The following is a 24,768-nucleotide window of genomic DNA, read 5'->3' as shown; positions in this document are numbered from 1 at the left end:
ATTAAGAAAGCGCTAGCATTCTTTCAATTGGTAAAATTGCTTTTTTAGCTAATTCTTTATCAACTTCAATGTTCGGTAATTCGTGTTTTAAACATAAATACAGTTTTTTCATTGTATTCAATTTCATATAAGCACACTCACTACAAGCACATGTATTATCATCTTTTGCTGGAGCAGGGATAATTATTTTATCTGGATTTTCTTGCATCATTTGAAAGAGAATACCAGCTTCAGTAGCAACAATAAATTTTTCTTTTTTGCTATTTCTAACATGATTTAACAAGCCAGAAGTAGATCCAATATATTTGGCAACTTTAAGCATGTGAGCTTCCGACTCTGGATGTGCAATTAATTCTGCATCTGGATGATCTTTGTAAAGGTCAATCAATTTCTCCATAGAAAAAGCTTCATGAACCATACAGGCTCCATCCCAAAGAAGCATATCTCTACCTGTTTCCTTATTTAAATAATCTCCTAAATTTCTATCAGGAGCAAAAATTAACGGCTGATCTTCAGGAAAAGAATCTATTATTTTTCTAGCATTAGATGAAGTACAAACAATATCACTCAATGCTTTGATGTCTGCAGAACAGTTAATGTATGTAACTACCTTATGATTTGGGTGTTTCTTTTTGAAATCAGCGAATTTTTCTGGCGGACATGAATCTGCCAAAGAGCAACCTGCTAAGAGGTCGGGTAATAATACTTTTTTATTTGGGTTTAATATTTTTGCAGTTTCTGCCATAAAATGAACTCCAGCAAAAACAATCATATCAGCTTTTGTTTCAGCAGCTTTTTGAGCCAAAGCTAAACTATCGCCTACGAAATCTGCAATTTCTTGAATTTCATCTATTTGGTAGTAATGTGCAAGTATAACTGCATTCTTTTCTTTTTTCAATTTTAAAATCTCCTCAACATAATTAATGTTTGGTGTATCGATATCTAAAAAACCTCTTTTATCAAGATTTTTTTTTGCAGCAACTAAAGTTTCCATAAAAAATGTTTAATTTTAAACTATGGTACAAATATAGGTTCTATTTTGTTCCTAGGGAAATGATTAATGTCATGCTATTTTCGATTATAACTAAGAAAAAATGAATTTGTCTAAAGATTTTTGGGAGAATAAATATAAAGCTAATAAAACAGGTTGGGATTTAGGAGAAATTTCACCGCCTTTAAAAGGTTATTTTGATCAGTTAGAAAATAAAGAATTGAAAATATTAATCCCTGGAGGAGGTAATTCCTATGAAGCAGAGTATCTTTTTAATAAGGGATTTAAGAATGTTTCTGTTGTCGATTTATCTAAATCAGCATTAGAGAATATAAAAAAAAGAGTTCCAAGTTTTCCCCAAAAGCAATTAATTCTAGGCGATTTTTTTGATTTAGAGATGACATTTGACTTGGTAATTGAACAAACTTTTTTCTGTGCATTAAGCCCCAGTTTGAGAAATAAATATGCCGAAAAAATGTATGATATACTAAACGAAAACGGAAAATTAGTGGGACTTCTTTTTAATGCTAAATTAAATGAAGATCATCCACCTTTTGGAGGGGATAAAGAAGAGTATAGAGGGTGTTTTGAACCGTATTTTACTTTTAATATTTTTGAAAACTGTTATAATTCATACCATAACAGGCAAGAAATGGAACTGTTTATCAAATTTATAAAACGTAAACATTAAGTTGTTTAACTAGATTTTAGATTAAAAGGTAATTTAATTACCTTTTAAACGAACCCATAAATCAGACACTAATTTTTTAGCATCACGTTTATCTTTTGGTTCTTCGGTGAATGTTACATTTCCAACATCGTCTACCGTTATTTTATATTTAAAAACAAAATTTTCAGCTTTTGGCTTAACACTTAAAAGGCCAAATCTTAAATCGTTAAAATAAAGCAACCCATCTTTTTTATTGATGGTAAACCAACCTTCGGAAATTGAAATCATACGCTTAACACTTTTGTTTTCAGTAAGATTCCCTAATAAATTATGATTCTTTGGGTATTTTGTGAAAGAGATGGGTTGCGTATCAAAAAATGAATAATTACCCAATAAAAAAGAATCTTCAGTTTGTACGTTGGCACTCCAAAGGATGGTGTTTAAAGGTGAAGGTCTCGTGTCTATTTCTGAGTAAGTAATATTTTGAGTTTTTAAAGCTGTTTCAAATTGATTAAAGGCTATCCATTTTAAGAGAAGTGTAAGTACTAAGTATGATGAACTTACTATTAGTCCCATTTTATTATAAAAACGACGTTTCTCAGAAGTACGTTTTTGTGTCATTGCAAAAATTAAAAACACTAAAAAAGGCAATGTATAAAGAGGGTCAATTACAAATATGTTTTTAAAAGCTAATCGGATGTCAAAAGGCCAAAACAATTGAGTTCCCCAAGTAGTATGCGCGTCTAAAATAGGATGTGTTACAAATGACAAGAAAAATAGTAATGTCCAATTTTTAAAATCTTTATACTTTTCGTAACGTGAAACAATCCAGGCGAGAATGGGTGCGAAAAGTACTGAAAACACAATAGAATGAGTAAATCCTCTATGTATATAAAGTGCCGTTACTTTGTCTGTGAAAAATGAAGCAAGAACATCTAAATCGGGAATAGTACCAGCAATTGCTCCATACAGCATTGCTTTATTTCCAATTTTTTTACCTAAAATGGCTTCGCCAACGGCGGCGCCTAATACAATTTGAGTTAATGAATCCATATGTTTCACAAAAATAAACGAAGCAGGTTAAATAAAGTATAGAAGTTCAGCTAAGTTTTTTATTAAACTTTATGGCAATGGGGTTCCTTTATTTTTGAATTATAAGATTTTATTCAAAGAGTCTTTATAGAAAGCAAATCAGATGGTAACAAATGTTACTAACAATTATTTATTATGCAGCTAAGTTTGCAGTAACTTAATGAAACTGTAGCATGAATAATAAAGTATTAATACTGTTTTTTATATTATTTACTCTTTTTGCAAAAGCACAAGAGGTAATAGTTATTACTAAAGAAGATGTTATATCTAAAGTAAAAGAGAATAACGACGCTATTAAAATGTCTCAACAAGATTTTTTAGTAGCAAAAGCAGATTTTAACCAAACAAATGCGGTGTTTTTACCAAATATTACAGCAAGTCATACAGGTATTTCAACTACAAACCCGTTAATGACATTTGGTTCTAAATTGAATCAAGAAATTTTAACACAAAATGATTTTAATCCAACTTTGTTAAATAATCCTGAAAGAACTCAAAATTTTGCAACAAAATTAGAAATTCAACAACCATTAATAAATTTAGATGGCCTTTATCAAAGAAAAGCTGCCAAATCTAAAATGGAAGCAATGTCTTTAAAAACTCAGCGCACGAAAGATTATTTGTTATTAGAGGTAGAGAAATCATACATGCAGTTACAACTCGCATATAAAGCAGTTAGTGTGTTAGAGAAAGCTTTAGAAACTACAATGATTAATAAAGAAATGGCTGATAATCGTTATGAACAAGGTTTTTTACAACGTACAGATGTTTTAAATATTGAAGTACGAGTAACAGAGGTTAAAAATCAGTTACAGGTGGCAAAAAGTAATGTGCAAAATGCATCGAATTATATTTCTTTTTTAATGAACGATAAGAGTTATGTGGTGTATGAACCTACTGAGCGTTTATTAGTGGCTAGTTTTAATATTGATGAAAGAGTTATTTCAGAAAATAGAGCAGATATAAAGGCAATGCAATTAGCTTTAAAAGGATATGAGGCAATGAATAAGGCTGATAAAATGGCTTTTTTACCACGTTTAAACGCATTTGGAAGTTATGAAATGTATGATAATAAAATATTTCAAGGAAGTGCAAATGGTTATTTAATTGGTGCACAATTAAGTTGGGATATTTTTAAAGGGGCAAAACGTTTTGGAAAAATACAAAAGAGTAAAGCTGAATTAGAGAAATCTAAGTTAGCATACAATCAATATGTGTCTAAAAGTAATTTGGAGCTAAATAAAGTAAAACGCCAATTAGTAGATGCTAAAAATAAATTAACATTAACAGCTTTAGCGGTTGAGCAGTCTAAAGAGTCTTTAAGAATTAGAAAAAACAGGTTTAAAGAAGGTTTAGAAAAAACAGCTGATTTGTTACTCGCAGAAACACAGTTTTTGCAAAAAGAGTTAGCGTATAACCAAACTATTTTCGAATACAATTTTACACAAGTGTATTTAGATTTTTTAGCTAAAGAATGAAAATAATTGCCAGTAAGCAGTTGCAGTTCTTAGTAAAATAACCTTAAAAAAAATGTCTGGTTGAGCGCAGTCGAAACCTAAAATTATAAATAAACTATAAAATGAAAAATATATATACAATTCTAATTTTATCTGTTGCATTAACATTTGCAAATTGTGGTAAAGAGCATAAAAAAGAAGCTGTAGATAATTCTCCACCGATTAAAGTTCAAGTGAGTAAGATTACTGAAAGTAATAATGGTCAATTTTTATCAGTAAGTGGAAAAATACAAGCTGTTAATAGTGCTAATTTAAGTACTAGAATGATGGGATACGTTAAAAAAGTACACGTAAATGTTGGTGATAAGGTTAAAAAGGGGCAGTTGTTAGTTTCTATTAATAATACTGATTTACAGGCTAAAAAAGGACAGGTAAATGCAGGGATTTCACAAGCTAAAACTGCTTTTAATAATGCTGAAAAGAATTACAATCGTTTTAAAAATTTATTTGAAAGTACAAGTGTTACTCAGAAAGAAATGGATGATATGACGGCTAACTACGAAATGGCAAAAGCGAGTTTAGAAGCTGCAAATCAACAAAAAAACGAAATTAACGCACAGTTTGCCTATTCGAATATTAAAGCTCCTTTTACTGGTGTAATTACAAGTAAGAATATCGAATCTGGAGACATGGCAAGCCCAGGAATACCTTTAATTAGTTTAGAAAAACCGAAAGATTTTGAAGTAATAGCAATGGTTCCTGAAACAGAAATTTCACAAATTAAAAATGGAGTAGCAGTTACTGTTTTAGTAAAATCGATTGCTAAAACAGTTAAAGGTAAAGTTAGTGAGGTAAGTACTTCAGCTAAAAATACTGGTGGTCAATATTTAGTGAAAATAGCACTAGAAAAAACGAATGTAAATATTTTATCAGGTATGTTTTCTACAGTTCAGTTTCCTGTAGAAAGAAAAGTAAAATCAGCATTGGTGTTAATTCCTAAAGAAGCAATTGTGAAAAAAGGTCAATTATCAGGTATTTATACGGTAAGTCAAAGTAATACCGCTTTGTTACGTTGGTTACGTTTAGGGAGAACTTATGGTCATCAAGTTGAGGTTTTATCAGGTTTAAATTCTGATGAATCATATATCGTTTCAGCAGAAGGAAAATTATTTAATGGAGTAAAAGTTACAGTTCAATAACTAAAAATTCGCGTTAGGGATAGTAGTGAAAATCCTTTTTATGTCAGTTCGAGTGAATTTGCCTAAGCAAATTTGTATTGAGAACAGCTTAAAAAGATTGAAACGGATAGCCTGTTAAAGCGCCCAAAAAAATATAAAAAAATGAAAGAAGGTTTAGCTGGAAAAATCGCAAAAGTCTTTATTGGTTCTAAGCTTACAGTGCTTTTAATGATCGTTTTTATGGTTATTGGAGTGTACAGTTCGTTTTTAATACCAAGAGAAGAAGAACCACAGATTGATGTGCCAATGGCAGATATTTTTGTTGGATATCCAGGTGCGAGTCCTACAGAAGTAGAGTCTAGAGTTGTAAAGCCTTTAGAGAAATTAATTTCGAACATTAAAGGTGTAGAATATGTGTATTCTACTTCGATGAACGAAAAAGCAATGGTTATTGTACAGTTTTATGTGGGCGAAGACATTGAGCGTTCGTTTGTAAAATTGTATAATGAAATTAATAAACATATGGATCAAATGCCAAAAGGTGTTACGTTTCCATTAGTGAAAACACGTGCAATTGATGATGTGCCAATGTTGGGGTTAACCTTGTGGAGTGAAAGTTATGACGATTTTCAGTTGAATCAAATGGCGCAAGAATTAGAAACTGAAATTAAGAAGATAAATGACGTTTCTATTACACATAAAATTGGAGGAAGAAATCGTCAGTTAAGAGTAGTTTTAGACAAGGATAAATTGGCTGCAAGCGGATTAGATTTCTTATCAGTTTCAGAAATGATAAAAGCCAATAACACCCAGTTAAGATCGGGAAGTTTTGATAAAAACGATACGGAGTTTTTAATAAACGCAGGTAAGTTTTTAGCATCAGTTGCTGATGTTGAGAATTTGGTAGTTGGAGTACAACAAGAGCAACCAATTTATTTAAAACAAATTGCTACAATTGTTGATGGACCAGAAATACCACAAAATTATGTGTCTTTAGGTTTTGGGAAAGGAAGTGTAAAATCATCAGATTACAAATCGGAATATCCAGCAGTAACTGTTTCTGTAGCTAAAAGAAAAGGGGCAGATGCAATGAAAATAGCAGAGTTGATTTTAGCGAAAGTAACGCATTTACGTGCTACTTTAATTCCTGATGATGTACATGTAGAAGTTACCCGAAATTACGGAGAAACGGCGGCACATAAAGTATCTGAATTATTATTACACCTTATTGGTTCTATCATTGCGGTTACTCTAGTAGTAATGTTGGCAATGGGTTGGCGTGGTGGCTTAGTAGTGTTTTTATCGGTGCCAATTACGTTTGCTTTAACATTGTTAAGTTACTACATGTTAGATTATACGTTAAACCGAATTACACTTTTTGCCTTGGTTTTTGTAACAGGTATTGTGGTGGATGATTCAATTATTATTGCCGAAAATATGCATCGACATTTTAAAATGAAACGTTTGCCCTTTAAACAAGCTGCTTTATATGCGATTAATGAGGTTGGTAATCCAACAATTTTAGCAACATTTACGGTAATAGCATCTGTTTTACCAATGGCTTTTGTATCGGGTTTAATGGGACCTTATATGGCACCAATGCCAATTGGAGCATCAATTGCAATGATTTTATCATTATTTGTAGCTTTAACAATTACACCTTATTTAGGATATATTTTCTTGCGCGAAAAAGATAAAAAAGGAGGTGTAGAAAAAGTTGAAAAACCATTAGAAGAAACATTTATTTACAGGGTTTATAATAAGTTTGAAAGACCTTTATTAGAAAATAAAACAAAAAGATGGGTGTTTTTAGGAGGAACATTTGTTGTTTTAATGGCAACGATGGTGTTGTTTTTTACAAAATCGGTAGCGGTAAAAATGTTGCCTTTTGATAATAAAAACGAGTTTCAAGTAGTAATTGATATGCCAGAAGGCACAACTTTAGAACGTACAGCGGTTGTAACGCAGGAAATTGCTCAGTATTTAGCAACAAGACAAGAAGTGGTGAATTACCAAAATTATATTGGTACTTCTGCTCCGATAACTTTTAACGGATTGGTTCGTCATTACGATTTACGTGGTGGATCTAATATGGCAGATATTCAAGTGAATTTGGTAGATAAAGGGAAACGTGAAATTCAAAGCCATGGGATTGCAAAATTACTACGCCCTGAAATGCAAAAAATTGCAGCAAAATACAATGCAAATGTAAAATTGGTTGAGGTACCACCAGGACCACCGGTTTTATCAACAATTGTTGCAGAGGTTTATGGGCCTGATTATAACGAGCAAATTAAAATAGCGAATAGCGTTCAAAATATTTTAAAAAACACAGCAGATGTTGTGGATATTGATTGGATGGTTGAAGATGATCAAACTGAATATCAATTTGAAATAAACAAAGAGAAGGCAATGTTGTATGGAGTTGCGCCACAACAAATTGCATATACCATGAATATGGCATTATCTAACAGCCCGATTACGAGTTTGTATGATGAAAATGCTGTAGATCAAGTCGGATTGGTACTGAGTTTAGATGAAAAAGAAAAATCTACCATTTCTGATATTTCACAATTAAAAATAAAATCGAAACATGGTAACATGGTTTCTATTGGTGATTTAGTTGATATTACTGAAACTGTAAGCGCAAAAAGTATTTTCCGTAAAAATCAGAAACGTGTGGTGTATGTAATGGCTGATATGGCAGGTGAATTAGAGAGTCCAGCCTACGCAATTTTAGGAATGGAAGAGAAATTAAAAGAAATTAAACTTCCTGAAGGTTATAAATTGAACGAAATGTATTTAGGTCAACCTGATTTTGAAGATGATTATACCGTTAAATGGGATGGTGAATGGCAAATTACACTAGAAGTTTTTAGAGATTTAGGAATCGCTTTTTTAGGAGCAATTATCTTAATTTATATCTTAATTGTTGGTTGGTTTCAAAATTTTAAAGCACCAATTGTAATGATGGTTGCAATACCATTATCGTTAATAGGTATCATTTTAGGGCACTGGATTATGGGCGCATTTTTTACAGCAACTTCATTTATAGGTATGATTGCCTTAGCAGGAATTATGGTGCGGAACTCTGTTTTATTAATAGATTTTATCAATTTACGATTAGCCGAAGGAATTCCGTTAAAACAAGCGGCAATTGAAGCAGGGGCAGTACGTACAACGCCTATTTTATTAACTGCTGGAACTGTTGTAATTGGAGCGTTTGTAATATTATTTGATCCGATTTTTCAAGGATTGGCAATTTCGTTAATGGGCGGAACTATTGTGTCAACTGTATTAACATTATTGGTTGTGCCATTAGTGTATTATATGATTGAAAAGAAGAATTATAAATAGTGTTGATTAAAAACTAAATAAGATGTTAAATAAATATTTTAGAATTATCGTTGGTTCTTTTGTTTTAATAAGTGTAGTATTAACGGTTTATGTAAATCCTAATTGGATATGGTTTACCGTGTTTATTGGCTTGAATTTAATTCAGTCAGCATTTACAAAATGGTGTTTGTTAGAGACCATTTTGATGAAAGTGTTTAAGATTCAGAAATAGATTCCCTTTGAAAAATCAAGTTGTTTTAACAAAGAACTTGATTTTTCCTTTATTATCTACTATCTTTCACTTAGCTATAAATAACATTGCTTACTGTCGTTTACCATATGAGTAAAGAAATACCTCACTTACTATTTGAATCTAAATCTTCTGAAATAAAAGGAATAGAAATAATTACTTTAGAGAATTTAGAAAGTAAAAAAGATATTTTTGATCATTTACCAGAAAGAGCGCATCAATTAGAATTTTATCAACTAGCTTTTTATACAAATGGAAAAACTGAACATTTAGTCGATTTTGTATGGCATACAGTAGAAAGTAATGCTATTATCTATGTCTCCAAAGGACAAGTGAATGCTTTTAAATTTAATAAAGGTGTAAAAGGGTATCTACTTCTTTTTACTGAAGAGTACTTTAAGAACCAGCTTGCTAATATTCCTCAAAATACAGCCATTAGATTATTAACTCCTCAACTTTTTTCTCCAAAAGTTCAAGTTCCTGAAGCTTCTAATATCCTAACGTATATTCAACTTTTTTTTAATGAGTTTTACAAGGTATCTGAAAACTTTAATAAAAAGCACATTATAGATTCTTTATTTAATATCATCTTTTCTAAGCTTGAAGAAATTAAAAAAAATCAAACAGACTATATTAAGGAGTCCGAAAAATTTAAACTCTTTTTAAGTTTTCAAACCTTTTTAAAAAATGATTTTGTATTCAATAAAAATGCGGATTATTACGCTGAGAAATTAAATATTACCTACAAGCATTTAAATGTAGTTTGTAAAGAAATAATTAATAAAACCGCAAAACAATATATAGATGAGTTTGTAATTTTAGAAGCTAAAAGAAATTTAATAAATTCTAGCATTAAAAGTACAGAGTTAGCTTATTTAATGGGTTTTGAAGAATCAACTAATTTTGTGAAATATTTCAAAAAACATACAGGATTTACCCCAAATACTTTTAAAAATAATAATATTTAGGTTTTTAGGTTCGATATTTACCATTTTATTCGTCAGATTTACCTATCGTACGTTTTCCTTTCCTCTTAATTTTGTCCTATCATTTAAAATTAAATATAGGATGAAAAAAGCAATCATTATTGTGTTGAGCATCGCAGCTTTTACAAGCTGTAATTCAATTCAAAAAAAAGCAACAATAAAAGGAAATAAATTAAAGAAAGAATCTAAAATGGAAAATTTAAAAACAATTGCACAAGAAGCACAAGAGGCTTTTTTTAAAGAGTATAGCTCAGAAGGAATTAAAAAATATTTTACAACTGATTATATTCAACATAATCCTCATGTGCCAACAGGAATAGCACCAGTATTGGGGTTTCTTCCTGTCTTAAAAAAAGCAAATACAACTTATACTACGCATAGAATTTTACAAGATGGTGAATTTATTATTTTACATAATTCATATCATAATGCTGAAGCTTTAGGAGGTAAAGAGGTAGTGGCGTTTGATGTTTGGAGAATGCAAGATGGTAAAGCTGCTGAACATTGGGATAATATAACGACTAAAGTTGAGCAAACAGCTAGTGGACGTTCTCAAGTTGATGGTGTTACTGATATTACTGATGTAAATAAAACAGCTGCAAATAAAGAAATTGTAAAAAACTTTGTAAACGATGTGTTGTTTGGTAAAGCACCTGAAAAAATTACAAACTATGTAAGTACTGAAGAGTATCATCAGCATAACCCTATGGTTAAAGACGGTTTGGATGGTTTAGGGGAAGCAATTGCGTATTTAACATCACAAAATAATATGTTTAATTATCAAAAACTGCATAAAGTATTAGGTGAGGGTAATTTCGTTTTAACTATGAGTGAAGGTGAATGGAACGGAAAACCACAAGCATTTTATGACTTATTTAGATTAAAAGACAATAAAATAGTCGAACACTGGGATGTAATTCAAGAAATTCCTGCTGAAATGGCGCATACAAATGGAAAGTTTTAATTTTAGATTTTCAATTTAATTAAAGTATAAATCCTACACATTTTGTGTAGGATTTTTTGTGAAATATTTTAGATTGTTTGGCTAGTATTATATTTAATTATAATAGGAGATAATCTTATCTTGGCTACAAGTTGAAATAAAGATAGTCTAAATGGAAGAAATAAATGAAATACGATTTTTAGAATTACTTACTTCTGCAGAAAGTACTGAATATACAAATTTTTTAATAAATTTCGAAAATTATACAATCATAAACTTGAATGAGATTACTACTTCTAATAAATTTATAAACTGTAATTTTATAGGAGAAAGAGTTGCTTTTATGAACTCGGATTCTTTAAAAATAAATGAATTGACTCAAGTTTTTTATTTTGATGATTGTGAATTTGAAAATGAAATTTGTTTTGTTAATTGTTATTTGAAAGATATTAAATTTTTAAATATTTCAAAACCAATTAAAGAAGTATACTTATCACCAAAAAAACTAGGCAGTTTTACTTTTGAATGTGCTCAGAATTTGAAACAAAAAATATTAATCGATATTAAAATACATAATATTGAAAGTATTAATCATTTAAAATTATCACATTTAAAATCGACAGGAGATTTAATGATTGATGGATGTAATATAAATATATTAGAAATTAATGATTGCGCATTTAATCAAATAGATATTATCCATAGCAAATTTTCAAAAGAATTTCTCTTCACTTCAAATATTATTGAAACCAGTTACATTCAATATAATGAATTTGAAAAATCCAACTTTTCTTCAACTAATTTTGGAATATATGCAAAATTTAGATTTAATGAATTTAAAGGAGTTACATTATTTAAACAATTAAAAAATGAGAGCCAGACAAAATTAAAGCTTGTAAATTGTAATTTTTATAAATATACAAATTTTAATAATTCTAACCTTTATGAATTACATATTGGCGATTCAAATTTTCAAGAATTAACTTCTTTTCAAGAGTTAGAACTTAATTCAATTTTTTTAGATAGAACAATATTTGAGAAAATTGTTTTCTTTGATGATATTGTGATTCATAAATTTAATGAATGCAATAAAAGAACCTTAAGAAATATTAAACAGCAATTGTTACGGGCAGATAATAAAATAGATTACGATAATTTTCGTGCTCATGAACTAAACTCTTTCAAAGAAGAATTAAAAAATAAACTAAAATCAAAATCTAATATTAATCGTCAGAAACTTTGTAGAGACTTAACAATTTTAAGGATTAATTCTTTCTTTTCCAATAACGGCACAGATTGGGTTAAAGCTACTCAAAGAACTATGTTTGTGGCTGTGTTATTTTATTCTATATTTTATGGGATACACAATCACTCTAGAGAAATAGAGTTGTTTAGTATGTCTAGTTTTAATGAATATATGATTGGTTTATTTCGGTATTTTCTATTGACAGACTTTCATAACCCTTTAATAAGTAACCGAGAATATTTAATTAGTTTTTGGGAATGGATTCCTTTTGTTTTTGGAAAAATATTGATTGGAATTGGTATTTACCATGTTTTAGTTTCATTTAGAAAGTTTAGGAAATAAAATTATTAATATCAGTTATAAAAAATCATATCGATCACTCTCAATTTTAGCAACATATTATGCTAAAAAAACTACTTTTACATTTATTAGTGAAAAATTGTAGTAGCCTTTTGTGATGATAGAAAATAAAGAATTAGACCTTGCCATTCAGTTTATAGAAAAAACAGATAGAAACCTTTTTATTACGGGGAAAGCAGGTACCGGAAAAACTACTTTCTTACATAAAATAAAAAATGAATCGCTGAAAAGATTGGTTATTGTAGCACCAACAGGTGTTGCTGCAATTAATGCAAAAGGAGTTACGATTCATTCTTTTTTTCAAATGCCATTTGGACCTATTTTACCAAATCAAATTGCAAATACATCTAACCAACAACGAAAATTTGGTAAAGCAAAAATTGACATTATTAGGTCTTTAGATCTTGTAATTATTGATGAAATTAGTATGGTTAGAGCTGATTTATTAGATGGTATAGATCAGGTTTTAAGAAGGTATAAAGATAAAAGCAAAGTTTTTGGTGGAGCGCAAGTTTTAATGATTGGAGATTTGCAACAATTATCACCAGTTGTGAGACCTAATGAATGGAGCTTGTTACAAGAACATTATAAATCGGTATATTTTTTTAGTAGTAGAGCATTTCAAGAATCGAATACGGTAAGTATCGAGTTAAAGAAAATTTACAGACAGGATAATGAAGAGTTTATCGAAATTTTAAATGAAATTAGAAACGATTCTTTATCTGAAAAGTCCGCTGCAATTTTAAATAAAAGATATAATCCAGATTTTGAGCCACAAAAAAACGATGGGTACATTACACTAACAACTCACAATAAAAGAGCGGATGCAATTAATACGCTAGAATTAGAAAAACTAAAAAGAAAGAGTAGCTTTTTTAAAGCGGAAGTATCTGGTAAATTTAATGAAAACGCCTATCCCAATAGTGATAAGTTAGAGTTAAAAGTTGGTGCTCAGGTAATGTTTATTAAAAACGATAGCTCACCTGAAAAAAGATATTTTAACGGAAAAATTGGTAAAATAACATTGATTGATGATGATGTTATTTATGTGAAATGTCCGAATGATGATGATGAGATTGAAACCAAAAAAGAGATTTGGGAGAATATTAATTATTCGATTGATGAAGAATCGAAAGACATTAAAGAAGAGGTTACAGGTTCTTTTACCCAAATTCCATTACGATTAGCATGGGCAATTACGATTCATAAAAGTCAGGGTTTAACCTTCGAAAAAGCTATTATTGATGCGGAAGCTTCTTTTGCGCACGGGCAAACGTACGTTGCTTTAAGTAGATGTACTTCTTTAGAAGGTATTGTTTTAAAAACTCAGATTAGAAACAGTTCAATTATAAATGATAGAACGGTTGATTCTTTTAATAAGAATGTACATGAAAATGTTCCTGATGAAACAGTTTTAAGTGAATCAGAAAAAAAATATCAGCTTAATTTAATATCAGAATTATTTGATTTTAGAGCTTTTTTATACCCAACAACAAGAGCTATTGATATATATTATAAGAACCAAACGAGTTTAAATGGTGTTATGATAAACCATTTAGAAACGATTAAAGATAACGGGATTATTCCTTTATTAAAAATTGCTAATGGGTTTAAAATTCAATTGCAACAACTCTCTGAAGATGATATTCTAGCTGAAAATAGTGATGCTATCAATGAACGGTTTATAAAAGCTATTGATTATTTTATTAAACAAACTGAAGAATTTATTAAAAAACCTCTAAATGGAATTTCATTTTCTACAGATAATAAAGCAGTTCAAAAAGATTTAGAGAAACAAATTTACACGCTGCAAGATTTATTATCTATAAAACTATTTTGTTTTCTTAAATTAAAGGATGGTTTTCAAGTTGAAGACTATTTACAGGTTAGAGCAAATGCTGTTTTACAAAATGTAGAAAAGCCTAAGAAAAAGAAAATTACATCTTCTAGAGATCCTATTTTGGCACTAAGTTTACGTGAATTACGAGACGAAATTTCGAAAAAGGAGGGGATTCCACATTTTCAAATATTTACCCAAAAAACGTTATATGCTATTTGTGATACGTTACCGAAAACAGCTAAAGAGTTATTGAAAGTTGATGGAATGGGGAAAATTAGGGTTCAGAAATATGGAGGTGTAATTTTAGACGCAGTAACTAGCTATTGTAAAAAACAAGGGATTAAACAGCAGCAAAAAGAAAAACCAAAAGAAGATAAAATACCAACAAGACAAGTAAGTTTTAAGCTTTTTAAAGAAGGTTTGTCTGCTAAAGAAATTGCAAGCAAAAGAGGATTAACGGTAAATACCATCGAAAGTCACTTGGCTAGTTTTATCACTGAAGGAGATATTGATGTACTTGAAATTATTCCTTTAAAAAAGTATACTAAAATGGTTAAATCTATTGAAAGTGTAGAGTTTAAAAGCCTAACAGATTTAAAAGAAAAGGTTTCTAAAAGTTATAGTTATATGGAATTAAAGATGGTTTTAATGTCTTTAGAGTTGTAAAACATATATAATCCTTAAAAAAAGAACGAAGAACCTTTAAAGGTTCTTCGTTCTTTTTTAGGGAATTAGGGGAGGAGATAACGTGTTATTTTCCGTTTAAATCCCAGTTATATTGCATGTAAACAACTTCAGCACCATCATTAACTTGAATATCAGAATATTTGTTTACATAATCGACTAATGAGTGTTTTATTGTAAAGTCTTCTTGATACCACTCAAACATTTTAGAAACTTCAATTTTACCAGAAGATATTTTATTTTTAGTAGTGTCGTTGATGAATTCTTTCATTAAAGCTTCTAATTTCAACTCAATGTTTTTAGATGTAAAAGCATAGTTCGCAAAACGAGGCCCTGATTTAGAAGCTGCATTTATTGCTACATGAATTCTAGGGTCATCATGCCAACGACGTAATATTTTATGCTCAATATAATCAAGAGAGTATGTTTTTTTCCCAATAACAGCAAAAGGAATTTTCCATGCATTTCTACCTTTTCTTTTAATATCTGTTATCTTTTTTAATGGATAGCTATCTAAAATTAGTTTAATTGTATACGCATTGTATGCATTAATCCAAAAAGATTTTGCTTTTGTAGCTGACCATTTTTTTCCAGGTACGGTTTTTTCTAAATGCTTCAAATATAGGTCTAATAAAGCACGGTTTTTTCGCAAGCCTTTATAGTCTACATTACCTTCTTTACTAACATAAGTTTTAAGAAGCGCATTAAATACATCTGTTTGTGCTTCTGATTGAATACTAATAAATAGTAAGCAGAAGAGTATAATAGTTTTTCGCATTTTTTCTAGTTTTACATTTTAATCATTTCATTAGCTTGGACGAAATACTTTTTAAAACATTACAGTAATAATAAGTAAAAATTATTATTCGCTATTTTATTTATTTACAAATATGCTAAAATTTATTCGATGTAAAATAATAATTTTAATTTTTTAGTTTAATTGTGTGTTGATTTTTAGTAACTTAGCTAAAATTTATTAATTAAATACACCCTTCAAAATGAAAAATTATTTTCTAAATGCAGTGTTTATCACTGCTATTTCCCTCTGTGCAATAAATTTAAGTGCTCAGAAAAAAATTAAAATTGGTGATGAGTTTGACTCTGATATCAAAGTAACGAAAACTTATCAAAAGTTTAAGAGAAGTCTCTCTCGAAAACAGCAACAAAAAGCTGAATTAGTTTACCAGAAAGAATTTTATTCCAAAAATGCGTCCTACATCAAATTATATTTTGAAAGCTTTGACCTTGCTCCAGGTGATTACATTGAAATTACAGGTAGCAATAAAGATGAGGTTCTAATTTATGGTGAACAAGGAAAAATCATTGATAGTGAAAATACAATGATCAGCAATTTTTGGTCAAAAGTATTATTTGAGGAGAAAATAGACCTTAAGTTATATTCTTTTGGTAAATCAGGTAAGCACCATGGTTTCGAAATCTCAAAAGTAGCTTATGGATATAGTGAAAAGAAAATGATGAGAATAGTTATGGATAATACGGATCTTAATAGGTCTATCTGTTCAGTTGATAATAAGGAACGAATTGCTTGTTACAAAGGAACAGAAATGTATGAAAAAGCCAAGGCTGTTTGTAGATTGTTAATAGGAGGAAGCTCATTATGTACTGGATGGTTACTTGGTAGCGAGGGAAATCTAATGACAAATAATCATTGTATAGGATCGGCTTCTGATGCTCAGAATACCGATTTTATCTTCAATTATCAATATGAAAATTGTACAGGTAGTACTAACGCAACGAGTGACGTTGTTGCTTCATCATCTACATTTATAAAAACTAGTTCTAGCTTAGATTATACATTGGTAAAGTTACCTGTTAACCCTACCAATACATATGGATATCTTAGTTTAAGTTCTGTAGCTACTTCTGTAGGAGATAGAATTTACATTCCACAACACCCTGGTGGAAGAAGAAAAGAAATTTCTGTTAAGACAGATACAGACCCAAGTGCTGGTGGATTTTCAAGAGTTTCATCAAGTTCTAGTGGTTCAGGAAGGCAAGTGACTTATTTTGCTGATACAGAGGGAGGAAGTTCAGGTTCACCTGTTTTAGATTATAATTCTAATTTAGTAATAGGAATACATAATACTGGTGGTTGTCCTAATGGGTCTAATGGTAGATCTGATAATATAATAAGTTCTATTGGAAGCGCTATGCCAAATGATGGTGTTGATAATGGAGGCGGTAATCCAGATCCAGACCCTACTTGTAGTTCAACAGTTAGTTCTTTTCCTTACTCTGAAAGCTTTGAATCAAGTGATGCTTGGACTCAAGTAACAGGTGATGATGGTAACTGGACAAGGGATGCATCTGGAACTCCATCTTCAGGAACAGGACCAAGTTCAGGTTCTAATGGTTCTTATTACATGTTTTTAGAAGCTTCATCAAATAGTAGTACAGGTCAAATAGGATCAAACGCAACGGCAATTTTACAAAGTCCTTGTTTTAATCTTTCAGCATTATCTTCGGCTACTTTTTCCTTTAATAATCATATGTTTGGTACTAATGTTGGAACGTTAAAATTAGAGGTATCTACTAATGGAACAGCCTGGACTAATGTATGGAATGATTCAGGTAATAAAGGTAATCAATGGAATGATGCATCTGTTAATTTGAATTCATATATAGGAGAATCTAAAGTTATATTAAGGTTTGTAGGAACTACAGGTTCTGGCTGGTCTAGTGATATTGCTATTGATAACGTATCATTGTCTTCAGGAGGAACTGTTCCTGATCCTATATGTGCAGCATTAAATTTAAATGATTTCACTATTACTGGATTTTCAAATCAAGATTCATCAGGTAATTCTTCAGTAAGCTCTGATGGAAAAACATTAGTATTAACCAATAATACATGGAAATATATTCCACTTAACTATACTGTTACATCATCTACAGTAATTGAATTTGAATTCAGTAGTACTTCAGAAGGTGAAATTCATGGAATTGGTTTTGAAGATGATAATAACTTAACATCAAGTAGATACTTTAAAGTTCATGGTACACAAAACTATGGTGTTACTAATTTTGATAATTATGCGAGTGGTAACAAAACGTATATAATTCCTATAGGAAGTTCATATACAGGGAGTATGGATAGGTTAGTATTTGTTAATGATAATGATAGTGGATCAGGAAATAATTCTACTTTTTCAAATATTAAAATATATGAAGGGTCTTGTGGTAATACTATCGCTTTAACTGAATCACTTACTTCAAGAATAGATGTTTTAGGAGATGAAGATGAAAGTTTATTTACTTCTATTAAAATAGCTCCAAGTCCACTTAAAAAAGGAACTCTATTAAGAGTTTTAGGCCCTAAGAGAAATCTGTCAGGAGCTTCATACACTATTATAAATATGTTAGGTCAAGTTGTTAAAAATGGTAGTATTACTGAGAATACTGCTATTAATGTTGATAACGTTAATTCTGGTATATACATACTAAGAATTAAAAATGAATTTACTACATCAAGTAAACGATTTATTATAGAGTAGGTTTAACTTAAAATTTATATAAATAAAAACCCCTTCTTGAATTATTTTCAAGAAGGGGTTTTATTTATTTATAGAAATTAATATTATAGGTCAAAACCAATATTAACACCAAGTTTATTAGCTATTAATTTATTAATACGTTTCTTTACTTCTGGTATTTTTACGCTTTCTAAGACCGTATTTGCAAATGCATACATTAATAGTGCTTTTGCTTCTTTCTTTGGAATTCCACGTTGTTGCATGTAAAATAAAGCATCTTCATCTAGTTGTCCGATAGTACAACCGTGAGAACATTTTACATCATCAGCAAAAATTTCTAATTGAGGTTTTGCATTAATGGTAGCTTTGTCACTTATTAAAACATTATTGTTTTGTTGATAAGCATTTGTTTTCTGAGCTTCTTTTTCAACAACAACTTTACCGTTAAAAACAGCTGTAGAGCGATCATCATAAATTCCTTTATAATCTTGATGAGATTCACAGTTTGGCTCAATATGATGTACCAACGTATGATGATCTACATGTTGTTTTCCTTCGGTAATTGTAATCCCTTTTAAAATTGAATCGATATGCTCTCCTCTTTGATAAAAGTTTAAGTTATTACGTGTAATGTTTCCTCCGAAAGAAAAAGTGTGAACAGAAACGATGCTACTTGATTTTTGCTCTATGTAACAATTATCTACCAAAGAAGCATTTTCATGATCATTTTGAATCTTATAAATATCTACCGTTGCATCTTTTGCTGCAAAAACTTCGGTTACTGAATTTGTTAAAACAGGGTTAGAAGTTAAACTCTGATGACGTTCAATAATTTGAACATGTGAGTTTTGTTCGGCAACAATTAAATTACGAGGTTGCGTCATAATAGCATCCTCAGAACCAGTAGTAAAACTAATAATTTGTATAGGTTTTTCAACCTCTACATTTTTAGGAATGTATATGTATGCTCCTTCGTTTGCAAATGCAGTATTTAGCGAAGTTAAATTGTCTTGTTTAGCAATTTTATTGAAATAATTTTCAATAATAGCTTTGTATTTTGGCTTTGCTAATGCCGAAGACATTAAACAAACATCTACAGTGTCATGTGTTGTATCAGACAAGAAAGAACTATATTTTCCGTCGATAAATACAATCTTATAAGTATCAATATCGTGGATAAAATACTTCTTTACATCAGCTAAGTCTATAGCAGCTTCCGAATTTGGAAAAATACTATAATCTTGTTTTAGTACAGATTTTAAAGAAGTGTATTTCCATGCTTCTAATTTCTTAGTAGGAAAACCTAGTTCTTCAAAATTTTGTAACGCTTTAGTTCTAATATCGTGCACATCAGAATTAACGTCTACGCCATTTTCAAAGGCGACGTATGATGCGGTTAGTTTTTCTTTTAATTCCATTGCTTCTTAAGAATTAACTTCTTCTTTAATCCAATCATATCCTTTAGCTTCTAACTCTAAAGCTAAAGAAGCATCTCCTGACTTTACAATTTTACCATCGTATAATACGTGTACAAAATCAGGAACTATATAATCTAACAAACGTTGGTAGTGTGTAATTACAATTACCGCATTGTCTTTAGATTTTAATTTGTTTACACCATTAGCTACAATACGTAAAGCATCAATATCTAAACCAGAATCTGTTTCATCTAAAATTGCTAATTTAGGCTCTAACATTGCCATCTGAAAAATCTCATTACGTTTCTTTTCACCACCAGAAAAACCTTGGTTTAAAGAACGAGATAAAAACTTACGGTCTATTTCTAATAATTCAGATTTCTCACGAATCATTTTTAACATGTCTTTTGCAGGCATGTCTTCTAAACCTTTTGCTTTACGATTTTCGTTAATTGCAGTTTTAATAAAGTTGGTTACAGAAACTCCAGGGATTTCTACAGGGTATTGAAATGATAAAAACACACCATTATGTGCTCTCTCTTCAGGAGCTAGTTCGCTAATATCCTCTCCATTTAACTCTATTAAACCATCAGTAACTTCGTATTCTTCTTTCCCTGCGATAACATTGGCTAAAGTACTTTTTCCAGCACCATTCGGTCCCATTATTGCGTGAATTTCACCGGCTTTAACTTCTAAATTCAATCCTTTTAAGATTGATTTATCTTCTATATTAGCGTGTAAGTTTTCTATTTTTAACATTCTTGATATGCTATTTGCTTTTAGCTTTTGGCTATAAGCGTGGTTTTAATTTTTTAATATTTCTTCTAGTCTTTGAAAGCTCTTTGGAGAGTGTTGAATAATTACCTCTGCATTTTTTTCTTTTGCAAAAGTTTCAAATTTATCCATGCTTTCTAATGTTTGTTTTACATCATAATTAAATGAAGGAACTCCTTTATTTTTTCTGTTCTCTTCAAAATGATATAAATCACCAGTTAATAAAATTGGTTTTTCTAAACCTAAATCTAGATATAATACTTGATGACCAACTGTATGTCCTGGCATGTATTTTATAACAACTGTTCCGTCTCCAAAAACATCATAATCACCATTTAGTTTTTTTACATTTTTAAGTGCGCTAACAGCAGGGTTTTTAGTTTTTAACGTGTCAGAAGCCACAGCATTGTATTCATTTTCTTGCACTAACCATGTAGCCTCTTTCATATAATTAGCATGCCCTGTGTGATCGAAATGAGAATGAGACATTGCAAAATATTTAAAATCTTCAATTTTAAATCCAATAGTTTTTAATTGGTTTGCTAATGAATCAGGTCTTTGCACTACAAAAACACCACTTGGTTCATGAAAAGGTTCAGAAACTACTAAGTTTTCAGGTAAACCAGCATCCCACATTAAATTCCCTTTTGGGTGAGAAATTACATAATAAGCATCCGTAAATTGCTTTGTTTGCCCTGTGTAAGTTGTATCTTGAGAAAAAACTTCTAATTTTTTAACCAGAATAGATCCACCTACTAATTGATGTAAAGCTACTTTTGCTTTTTTCTCAACCTTTTTCTCTTCTTTTTTTTCTGTGTTTTTACAACCTATAATTGCTAAACCTAAAAATAATAAAAATACATTTTTCATTTGTTAACTTTTATTGATTATCCTACAGAACCTTCTAAAGATATTTCTAATAACTTTTGAGCTTCTACAGCAAACTCCATTGGTAATTTGTTTAGTACCTCTTTACTAAACCCGTTAACAATTAAAGCAATTGCTTTTTCAGTATCAATTCCACGTTGATTACAATAAAATAATTGATCCTCACCAATTTTACTTGTTGTTGCTTCGTGCTCTATTTGTGCCGATTTATTTTTAGTTTCAATGTATGGAAACGTGTGTGCTCCACATTCATTACCCATCAATAAAGAATCACATTGAGAGAAATTACGAGCATTTTCTGCACGTGGTCCAATTTGAACTAGGCCTCTATAACTGTTTTGTGATTTTCCTGCTGATATTCCTTTAGAGATAATGGTTGACTTAGTGTTTTTTCCTAAGTGAATCATTTTAGTTCCTGTATCTGCTTGCTGATAGTTGTTCGTTACAGCAATTGAATAAAATTCACCAACTGAATTGTTTCCTTTTAAGATACAACTTGGATATTTCCAAGTTACAGCAGATCCTGTTTCAACCTGTGTCCAAGATACTTTTGCATTGGTTTCACAGATAGCTCTTTTAGTTACAAAATTGTAAACACCACCTTTCCCTTCTTTGTTTCCAGGGTACCAGTTTTGAACTGTAGAATATTTGATTTCTGAATCATCTAAAGCGATTAATTCAACCACAGCTGCGTGTAATTGATTCTCATCTCTACTTGGTGCTGTACAACCTTCTAAATACGAAACGTAACTTCCTTTGTCAGCAACAACTAAAGTTCTTTCGAATTGACCAGTTCCACCTTCATTAATTCTAAAGTATGTTGATAACTCCATCGGGCAACGAACACCTTTAGGAATGTAACAGAATGATCCGTCAGAAAATACTGCAGAATTTAATGCTGCATAAAAATTATCGGTAGTTGGTACAACAGTACCTAAATATTTTCTTACTAATTCAGGATGTTCTTGAATTGCTTCAGAAATAGGCATAAAAATAATACCTTTTTTACCTAATGTTTCTTTGAATGTTGTTGCAACAGAAACAGAGTCCATTACAATATCAACAGCTACATTGGCTAATTTCTTTTGCTCATCTAAAGAAATACCTAATCTTTTAAAAGTGTCCAACAATTCTGGATCAACTTCATCTAAACTATTTAATTTTGGTTTTTCTTTTGGCGCAGAATAGTATGCAATGTCTTGAAATTTTGGTTTTTCATAATGAACATTAGCCCATTCTGGCTCTTCCATTTTTTCCCAAACTCTAAATGCCTCTATACGCCATTCAGTCATCCATTCTGGTTCGTTTTTCTTTTTAGAAATAGCACGAACCACATCTTCATTTAACCCTTTTGCAAAGGTTTCACTTTCTATGTCTGTATAAAAACCATATTCATATTCTTTGGTTTTTAACTCTTCTCTTAAATCGTCTTCGGTATATTTGCTCATAATAGAGTTATAATATTATAAAGAAAAACTTTCTCCGCAACCACATGTGCGGTTTGCATTAGGGTTATTAAATACAAATCCTTTTCCATTTAATCCTCCAGAATACTCTAAGGTCGTTCCTACTAGATATAAAAAACTTTTTTTGTCTACAACAATTTTTATATTATTCTCTTCGAAAACCTTGTCGTTCTCTTGAGTGCTTTTATCAAAGGTTAAGTCGTATGATAAGCCTGAACAACCACCGCTTTTAACACCTACTCGAACAAAATCGTTTGTAGCATCAAATCCGTCGTCTGTCATTAATTCAACGACCTTCTTTTTTGCTGTGTCTGAAACTTTTATCATAATTTTAAATAGATTAAATCTAAATGATTTGCAAAGATAATTACAATATATGATTTTTATCAGTTTTTTTACCAATAAACTTTTTCGCATTTATGGTTTTTATTTAATTATTATGAAAAATAACAACGACCATCATTAAATTTTACAATGACAAAATAATTATTCGTAACTTTTATTTTAACAAATTTATTTTCTTTATCCGCTCAAAAAAAATATAAAAGAGTAAACAAATGCAGCTTATTTTAAGTTAAAAGTAAAATATGATACTAAAGAAGATGTAGATAAATTAAGATGTGAAATACGGAATGAAATTTCTAAGAAAAGTATTATTTGCTCTTCAAAATAATTTGAATTAATTAAAGCTATTAACAAAGTCGTTGTCAGAAAGAGAAAGTAAAAAAGCTTTTAAGTCTGCTTTGTCTTTATTAGAAATGTTTACACCTCCTTGTTTTACTTTTTTCATTAAAGGGTCTATTGTAGGGGAAGATTTTAAACCTGTTGAATAATGATCAATTACTTCATCTAGCGTATTAAAACGACCGTCGTGCATGTAAGGTGCTGTAAACTTTAAATTACGAATTGATGGAGTTTTAAATTTTCCATTGTCATTTGGGTCTCCAGTAACTTTACCTAAACCTAAGTCTGTTAATATAGCGTCTAAACCATTGTTATGAAATTTGTTATCTGTCCATAATGGGTTGTTGTTACTTCCGTGGCAATGAAAACAATCTCCGCGAGTTTCATCCATAAAAACATCAAAACCATTCTGTTCTTCAGGGCTTAATTGTGTTGTTCCTAATAGGTGCCTATCAAATTTTGAATTCCCTGATATTAATGTTCTCTCGAACTGAGCGAGCGCTTTAGTAATTAAAGTAGAATCGATTTTTACACTGCCAAAAGCCTCTTTAAAAAGAGTAGGATATTCAGGGTGTTCTTTAATTTTTTGAGCAACATTAACCCATTTACTATGCATCTCAATAAGGTTTCTAACAGGCTCTAAAGCTTGTCTTTCTAGACTTAGTTCTTTGCCATCCCAAGTAAATCGCTCATCGAAATTCCAAGCTAAATTAAATAAAGGCATTGAGTTACGAGTACCAAGTTTACCATCAACACCATCACTAAATCGATCGTTATCGGTAAATGCTTTTTTGGGGTCGTGACAAGTGGCACATGATTGTGTATTGTCTTTAGATAATATTTTATCAAAAAACAATCTTTTACCAAGTGTAATTCCTTCTTCAGTTAAAGTATTGTTTGTGGGAATAACAGGGGCAATTAATTTCTGTTGAAAAAGGATAGGTATTTTTAAAGAAGCAGGTATTGGCACGTATATATCTTCTGCATCTTTTGATGAGCAGTTCATTAAAA

19 protein-coding genes are annotated in these 24,768 nt (G+C 30.4%); 10 read left to right on the top strand and 9 right to left on the bottom strand.

What is annotated here, in order from left to right; genetic code table 11:
* Nucleotide 1: 1 nt before the first annotated feature.
* Nucleotides 2-994: a quinolinate synthase NadA gene (nadA, locus tag CXF68_RS02400; protein ID WP_101042760.1), complete on the bottom strand. Its 993-nt coding sequence runs from the start codon at nucleotides 992-994 to the stop codon at nucleotides 2-4.
* A gap of 100 nt (nucleotides 995-1,094) precedes the next feature.
* Here nadA and CXF68_RS02395 point away from each other — a divergent pair, with 100 nt between their 5' ends.
* Nucleotides 1,095-1,682 (top strand): methyltransferase domain-containing protein, encoded by a 588-nt coding sequence (locus CXF68_RS02395; RefSeq protein ID WP_101042759.1) that lies wholly within the window; start codon nucleotides 1,095-1,097, stop codon nucleotides 1,680-1,682.
* Nucleotides 1,683-1,715: 33 nt separating this feature from the next.
* Here CXF68_RS02395 and CXF68_RS02390 read toward each other — a convergent pair whose 3' ends face one another.
* On the bottom strand, nucleotides 1,716-2,714 hold the full coding sequence (locus tag CXF68_RS02390; protein ID WP_101042758.1) for a metal-dependent hydrolase: 999 nt from the start codon (nucleotides 2,712-2,714) through the stop codon (nucleotides 1,716-1,718).
* A 212-nt stretch (nucleotides 2,715-2,926) separates the two neighbouring features.
* On the opposite strand from CXF68_RS02390, the gene CXF68_RS02385 reads away from it, so the two are divergent.
* From CXF68_RS02385 to CXF68_RS02350, 8 genes are all read left to right on the top strand, one after another.
* Nucleotides 2,927-4,231 (top strand): TolC family protein, encoded by a 1,305-nt coding sequence (locus tag CXF68_RS02385; protein WP_101042757.1) that lies wholly within the window; start codon nucleotides 2,927-2,929, stop codon nucleotides 4,229-4,231.
* 101 nt (nucleotides 4,232-4,332) lie between these two features.
* A complete protein-coding gene (locus CXF68_RS02380) occupies nucleotides 4,333-5,409 on the top strand; it encodes an efflux RND transporter periplasmic adaptor subunit (protein WP_101042756.1) in 1,077 nt (358 codons plus the stop codon).
* A 141-nt stretch (nucleotides 5,410-5,550) separates the two neighbouring features.
* Complete coding sequence (locus CXF68_RS02375) at nucleotides 5,551-8,745, top strand: efflux RND transporter permease subunit (RefSeq protein WP_101042755.1); 3,195 nt, start codon at nucleotides 5,551-5,553, stop codon at nucleotides 8,743-8,745.
* A 22-nt stretch (nucleotides 8,746-8,767) separates the two neighbouring features.
* Nucleotides 8,768-8,956, top strand: a complete 189-nt coding sequence (locus CXF68_RS02370) for a DUF2892 domain-containing protein (RefSeq protein ID WP_101042754.1) — start codon at nucleotides 8,768-8,770, stop codon at nucleotides 8,954-8,956.
* Nucleotides 8,957-9,063: 107 nt separating this feature from the next.
* Nucleotides 9,064-9,942, top strand: coding sequence for an AraC family transcriptional regulator (locus tag CXF68_RS02365; RefSeq protein WP_101042753.1), 879 nt, complete (start codon nucleotides 9,064-9,066; stop codon nucleotides 9,940-9,942).
* 100 nt (nucleotides 9,943-10,042) lie between these two features.
* Nucleotides 10,043-10,924: a nuclear transport factor 2 family protein gene (locus CXF68_RS02360; RefSeq protein ID WP_101042752.1), complete on the top strand. Its 882-nt coding sequence runs from the start codon at nucleotides 10,043-10,045 to the stop codon at nucleotides 10,922-10,924.
* Nucleotides 10,925-11,075: 151 nt separating this feature from the next.
* The gene (locus tag CXF68_RS02355; protein WP_101042751.1) at nucleotides 11,076-12,491 is read left to right on the top strand and encodes a hypothetical protein; all 1,416 of its coding nucleotides are present in this window, start codon (nucleotides 11,076-11,078) and stop codon (nucleotides 12,489-12,491) included.
* A gap of 115 nt (nucleotides 12,492-12,606) precedes the next feature.
* Entirely contained in the window at nucleotides 12,607-15,015 is a 2,409-nt protein-coding gene (locus CXF68_RS02350; RefSeq protein ID WP_101042750.1) for a helix-turn-helix domain-containing protein, read from the top strand.
* 85 nt (nucleotides 15,016-15,100) lie between these two features.
* Here the strand turns inward: CXF68_RS02350 and CXF68_RS02345 are convergent, their stop codons facing one another.
* Complete coding sequence (locus CXF68_RS02345; RefSeq protein WP_101042749.1) at nucleotides 15,101-15,811, bottom strand: DUF547 domain-containing protein; 711 nt, start codon at nucleotides 15,809-15,811, stop codon at nucleotides 15,101-15,103.
* Nucleotides 15,812-16,031: 220 nt separating this feature from the next.
* Here CXF68_RS02345 and CXF68_RS02340 point away from each other — a divergent pair, with 220 nt between their 5' ends.
* Nucleotides 16,032-18,548, top strand: coding sequence for a trypsin-like peptidase domain-containing protein (locus CXF68_RS02340; RefSeq protein WP_101042748.1), 2,517 nt, complete (start codon nucleotides 16,032-16,034; stop codon nucleotides 18,546-18,548).
* 83 nt (nucleotides 18,549-18,631) lie between these two features.
* On the opposite strand, the gene sufD is transcribed toward CXF68_RS02340, so the two are convergent.
* The 6 genes from sufD to CXF68_RS02310 form a co-directional block, all read right to left on the bottom strand.
* Nucleotides 18,632-19,945, bottom strand: coding sequence for a Fe-S cluster assembly protein SufD (sufD, locus tag CXF68_RS02335; protein ID WP_101042747.1), 1,314 nt, complete (start codon nucleotides 19,943-19,945; stop codon nucleotides 18,632-18,634).
* Nucleotides 19,946-19,951: 6 nt separating this feature from the next.
* Nucleotides 19,952-20,704 (bottom strand): Fe-S cluster assembly ATPase SufC, encoded by a 753-nt coding sequence (gene sufC / locus CXF68_RS02330; protein WP_028890038.1) that lies wholly within the window; start codon nucleotides 20,702-20,704, stop codon nucleotides 19,952-19,954.
* A gap of 45 nt (nucleotides 20,705-20,749) precedes the next feature.
* On the bottom strand, nucleotides 20,750-21,589 hold the full coding sequence (locus CXF68_RS02325) for an N-acyl homoserine lactonase family protein (RefSeq protein ID WP_101042746.1): 840 nt from the start codon (nucleotides 21,587-21,589) through the stop codon (nucleotides 20,750-20,752).
* A 17-nt stretch (nucleotides 21,590-21,606) separates the two neighbouring features.
* Nucleotides 21,607-23,055, bottom strand: a complete 1,449-nt coding sequence (sufB, locus tag CXF68_RS02320; RefSeq protein WP_101042745.1) for a Fe-S cluster assembly protein SufB — start codon at nucleotides 23,053-23,055, stop codon at nucleotides 21,607-21,609.
* A 15-nt stretch (nucleotides 23,056-23,070) separates the two neighbouring features.
* Entirely contained in the window at nucleotides 23,071-23,400 is a 330-nt protein-coding gene (locus tag CXF68_RS02315) for an iron-sulfur cluster assembly accessory protein (protein ID WP_101042744.1), read from the bottom strand.
* A gap of 352 nt (nucleotides 23,401-23,752) precedes the next feature.
* The gene (locus tag CXF68_RS02310; protein ID WP_101047302.1) at nucleotides 23,753-24,763 is read right to left on the bottom strand and encodes a cytochrome-c peroxidase; all 1,011 of its coding nucleotides are present in this window, start codon (nucleotides 24,761-24,763) and stop codon (nucleotides 23,753-23,755) included.
* Nucleotides 24,764-24,768: the final 5 nt, after the last annotated feature.

It is taken from the genome of Tenacibaculum sp. Bg11-29, from assembly GCF_002836595.1.
GTDB lineage: Bacteria > Bacteroidota > Bacteroidia > Flavobacteriales > Flavobacteriaceae > Polaribacter.
The sequence above is the reverse complement of the archived record's forward strand: the minus strand, read 5'-3'. Positions and strand labels throughout refer to the sequence as shown.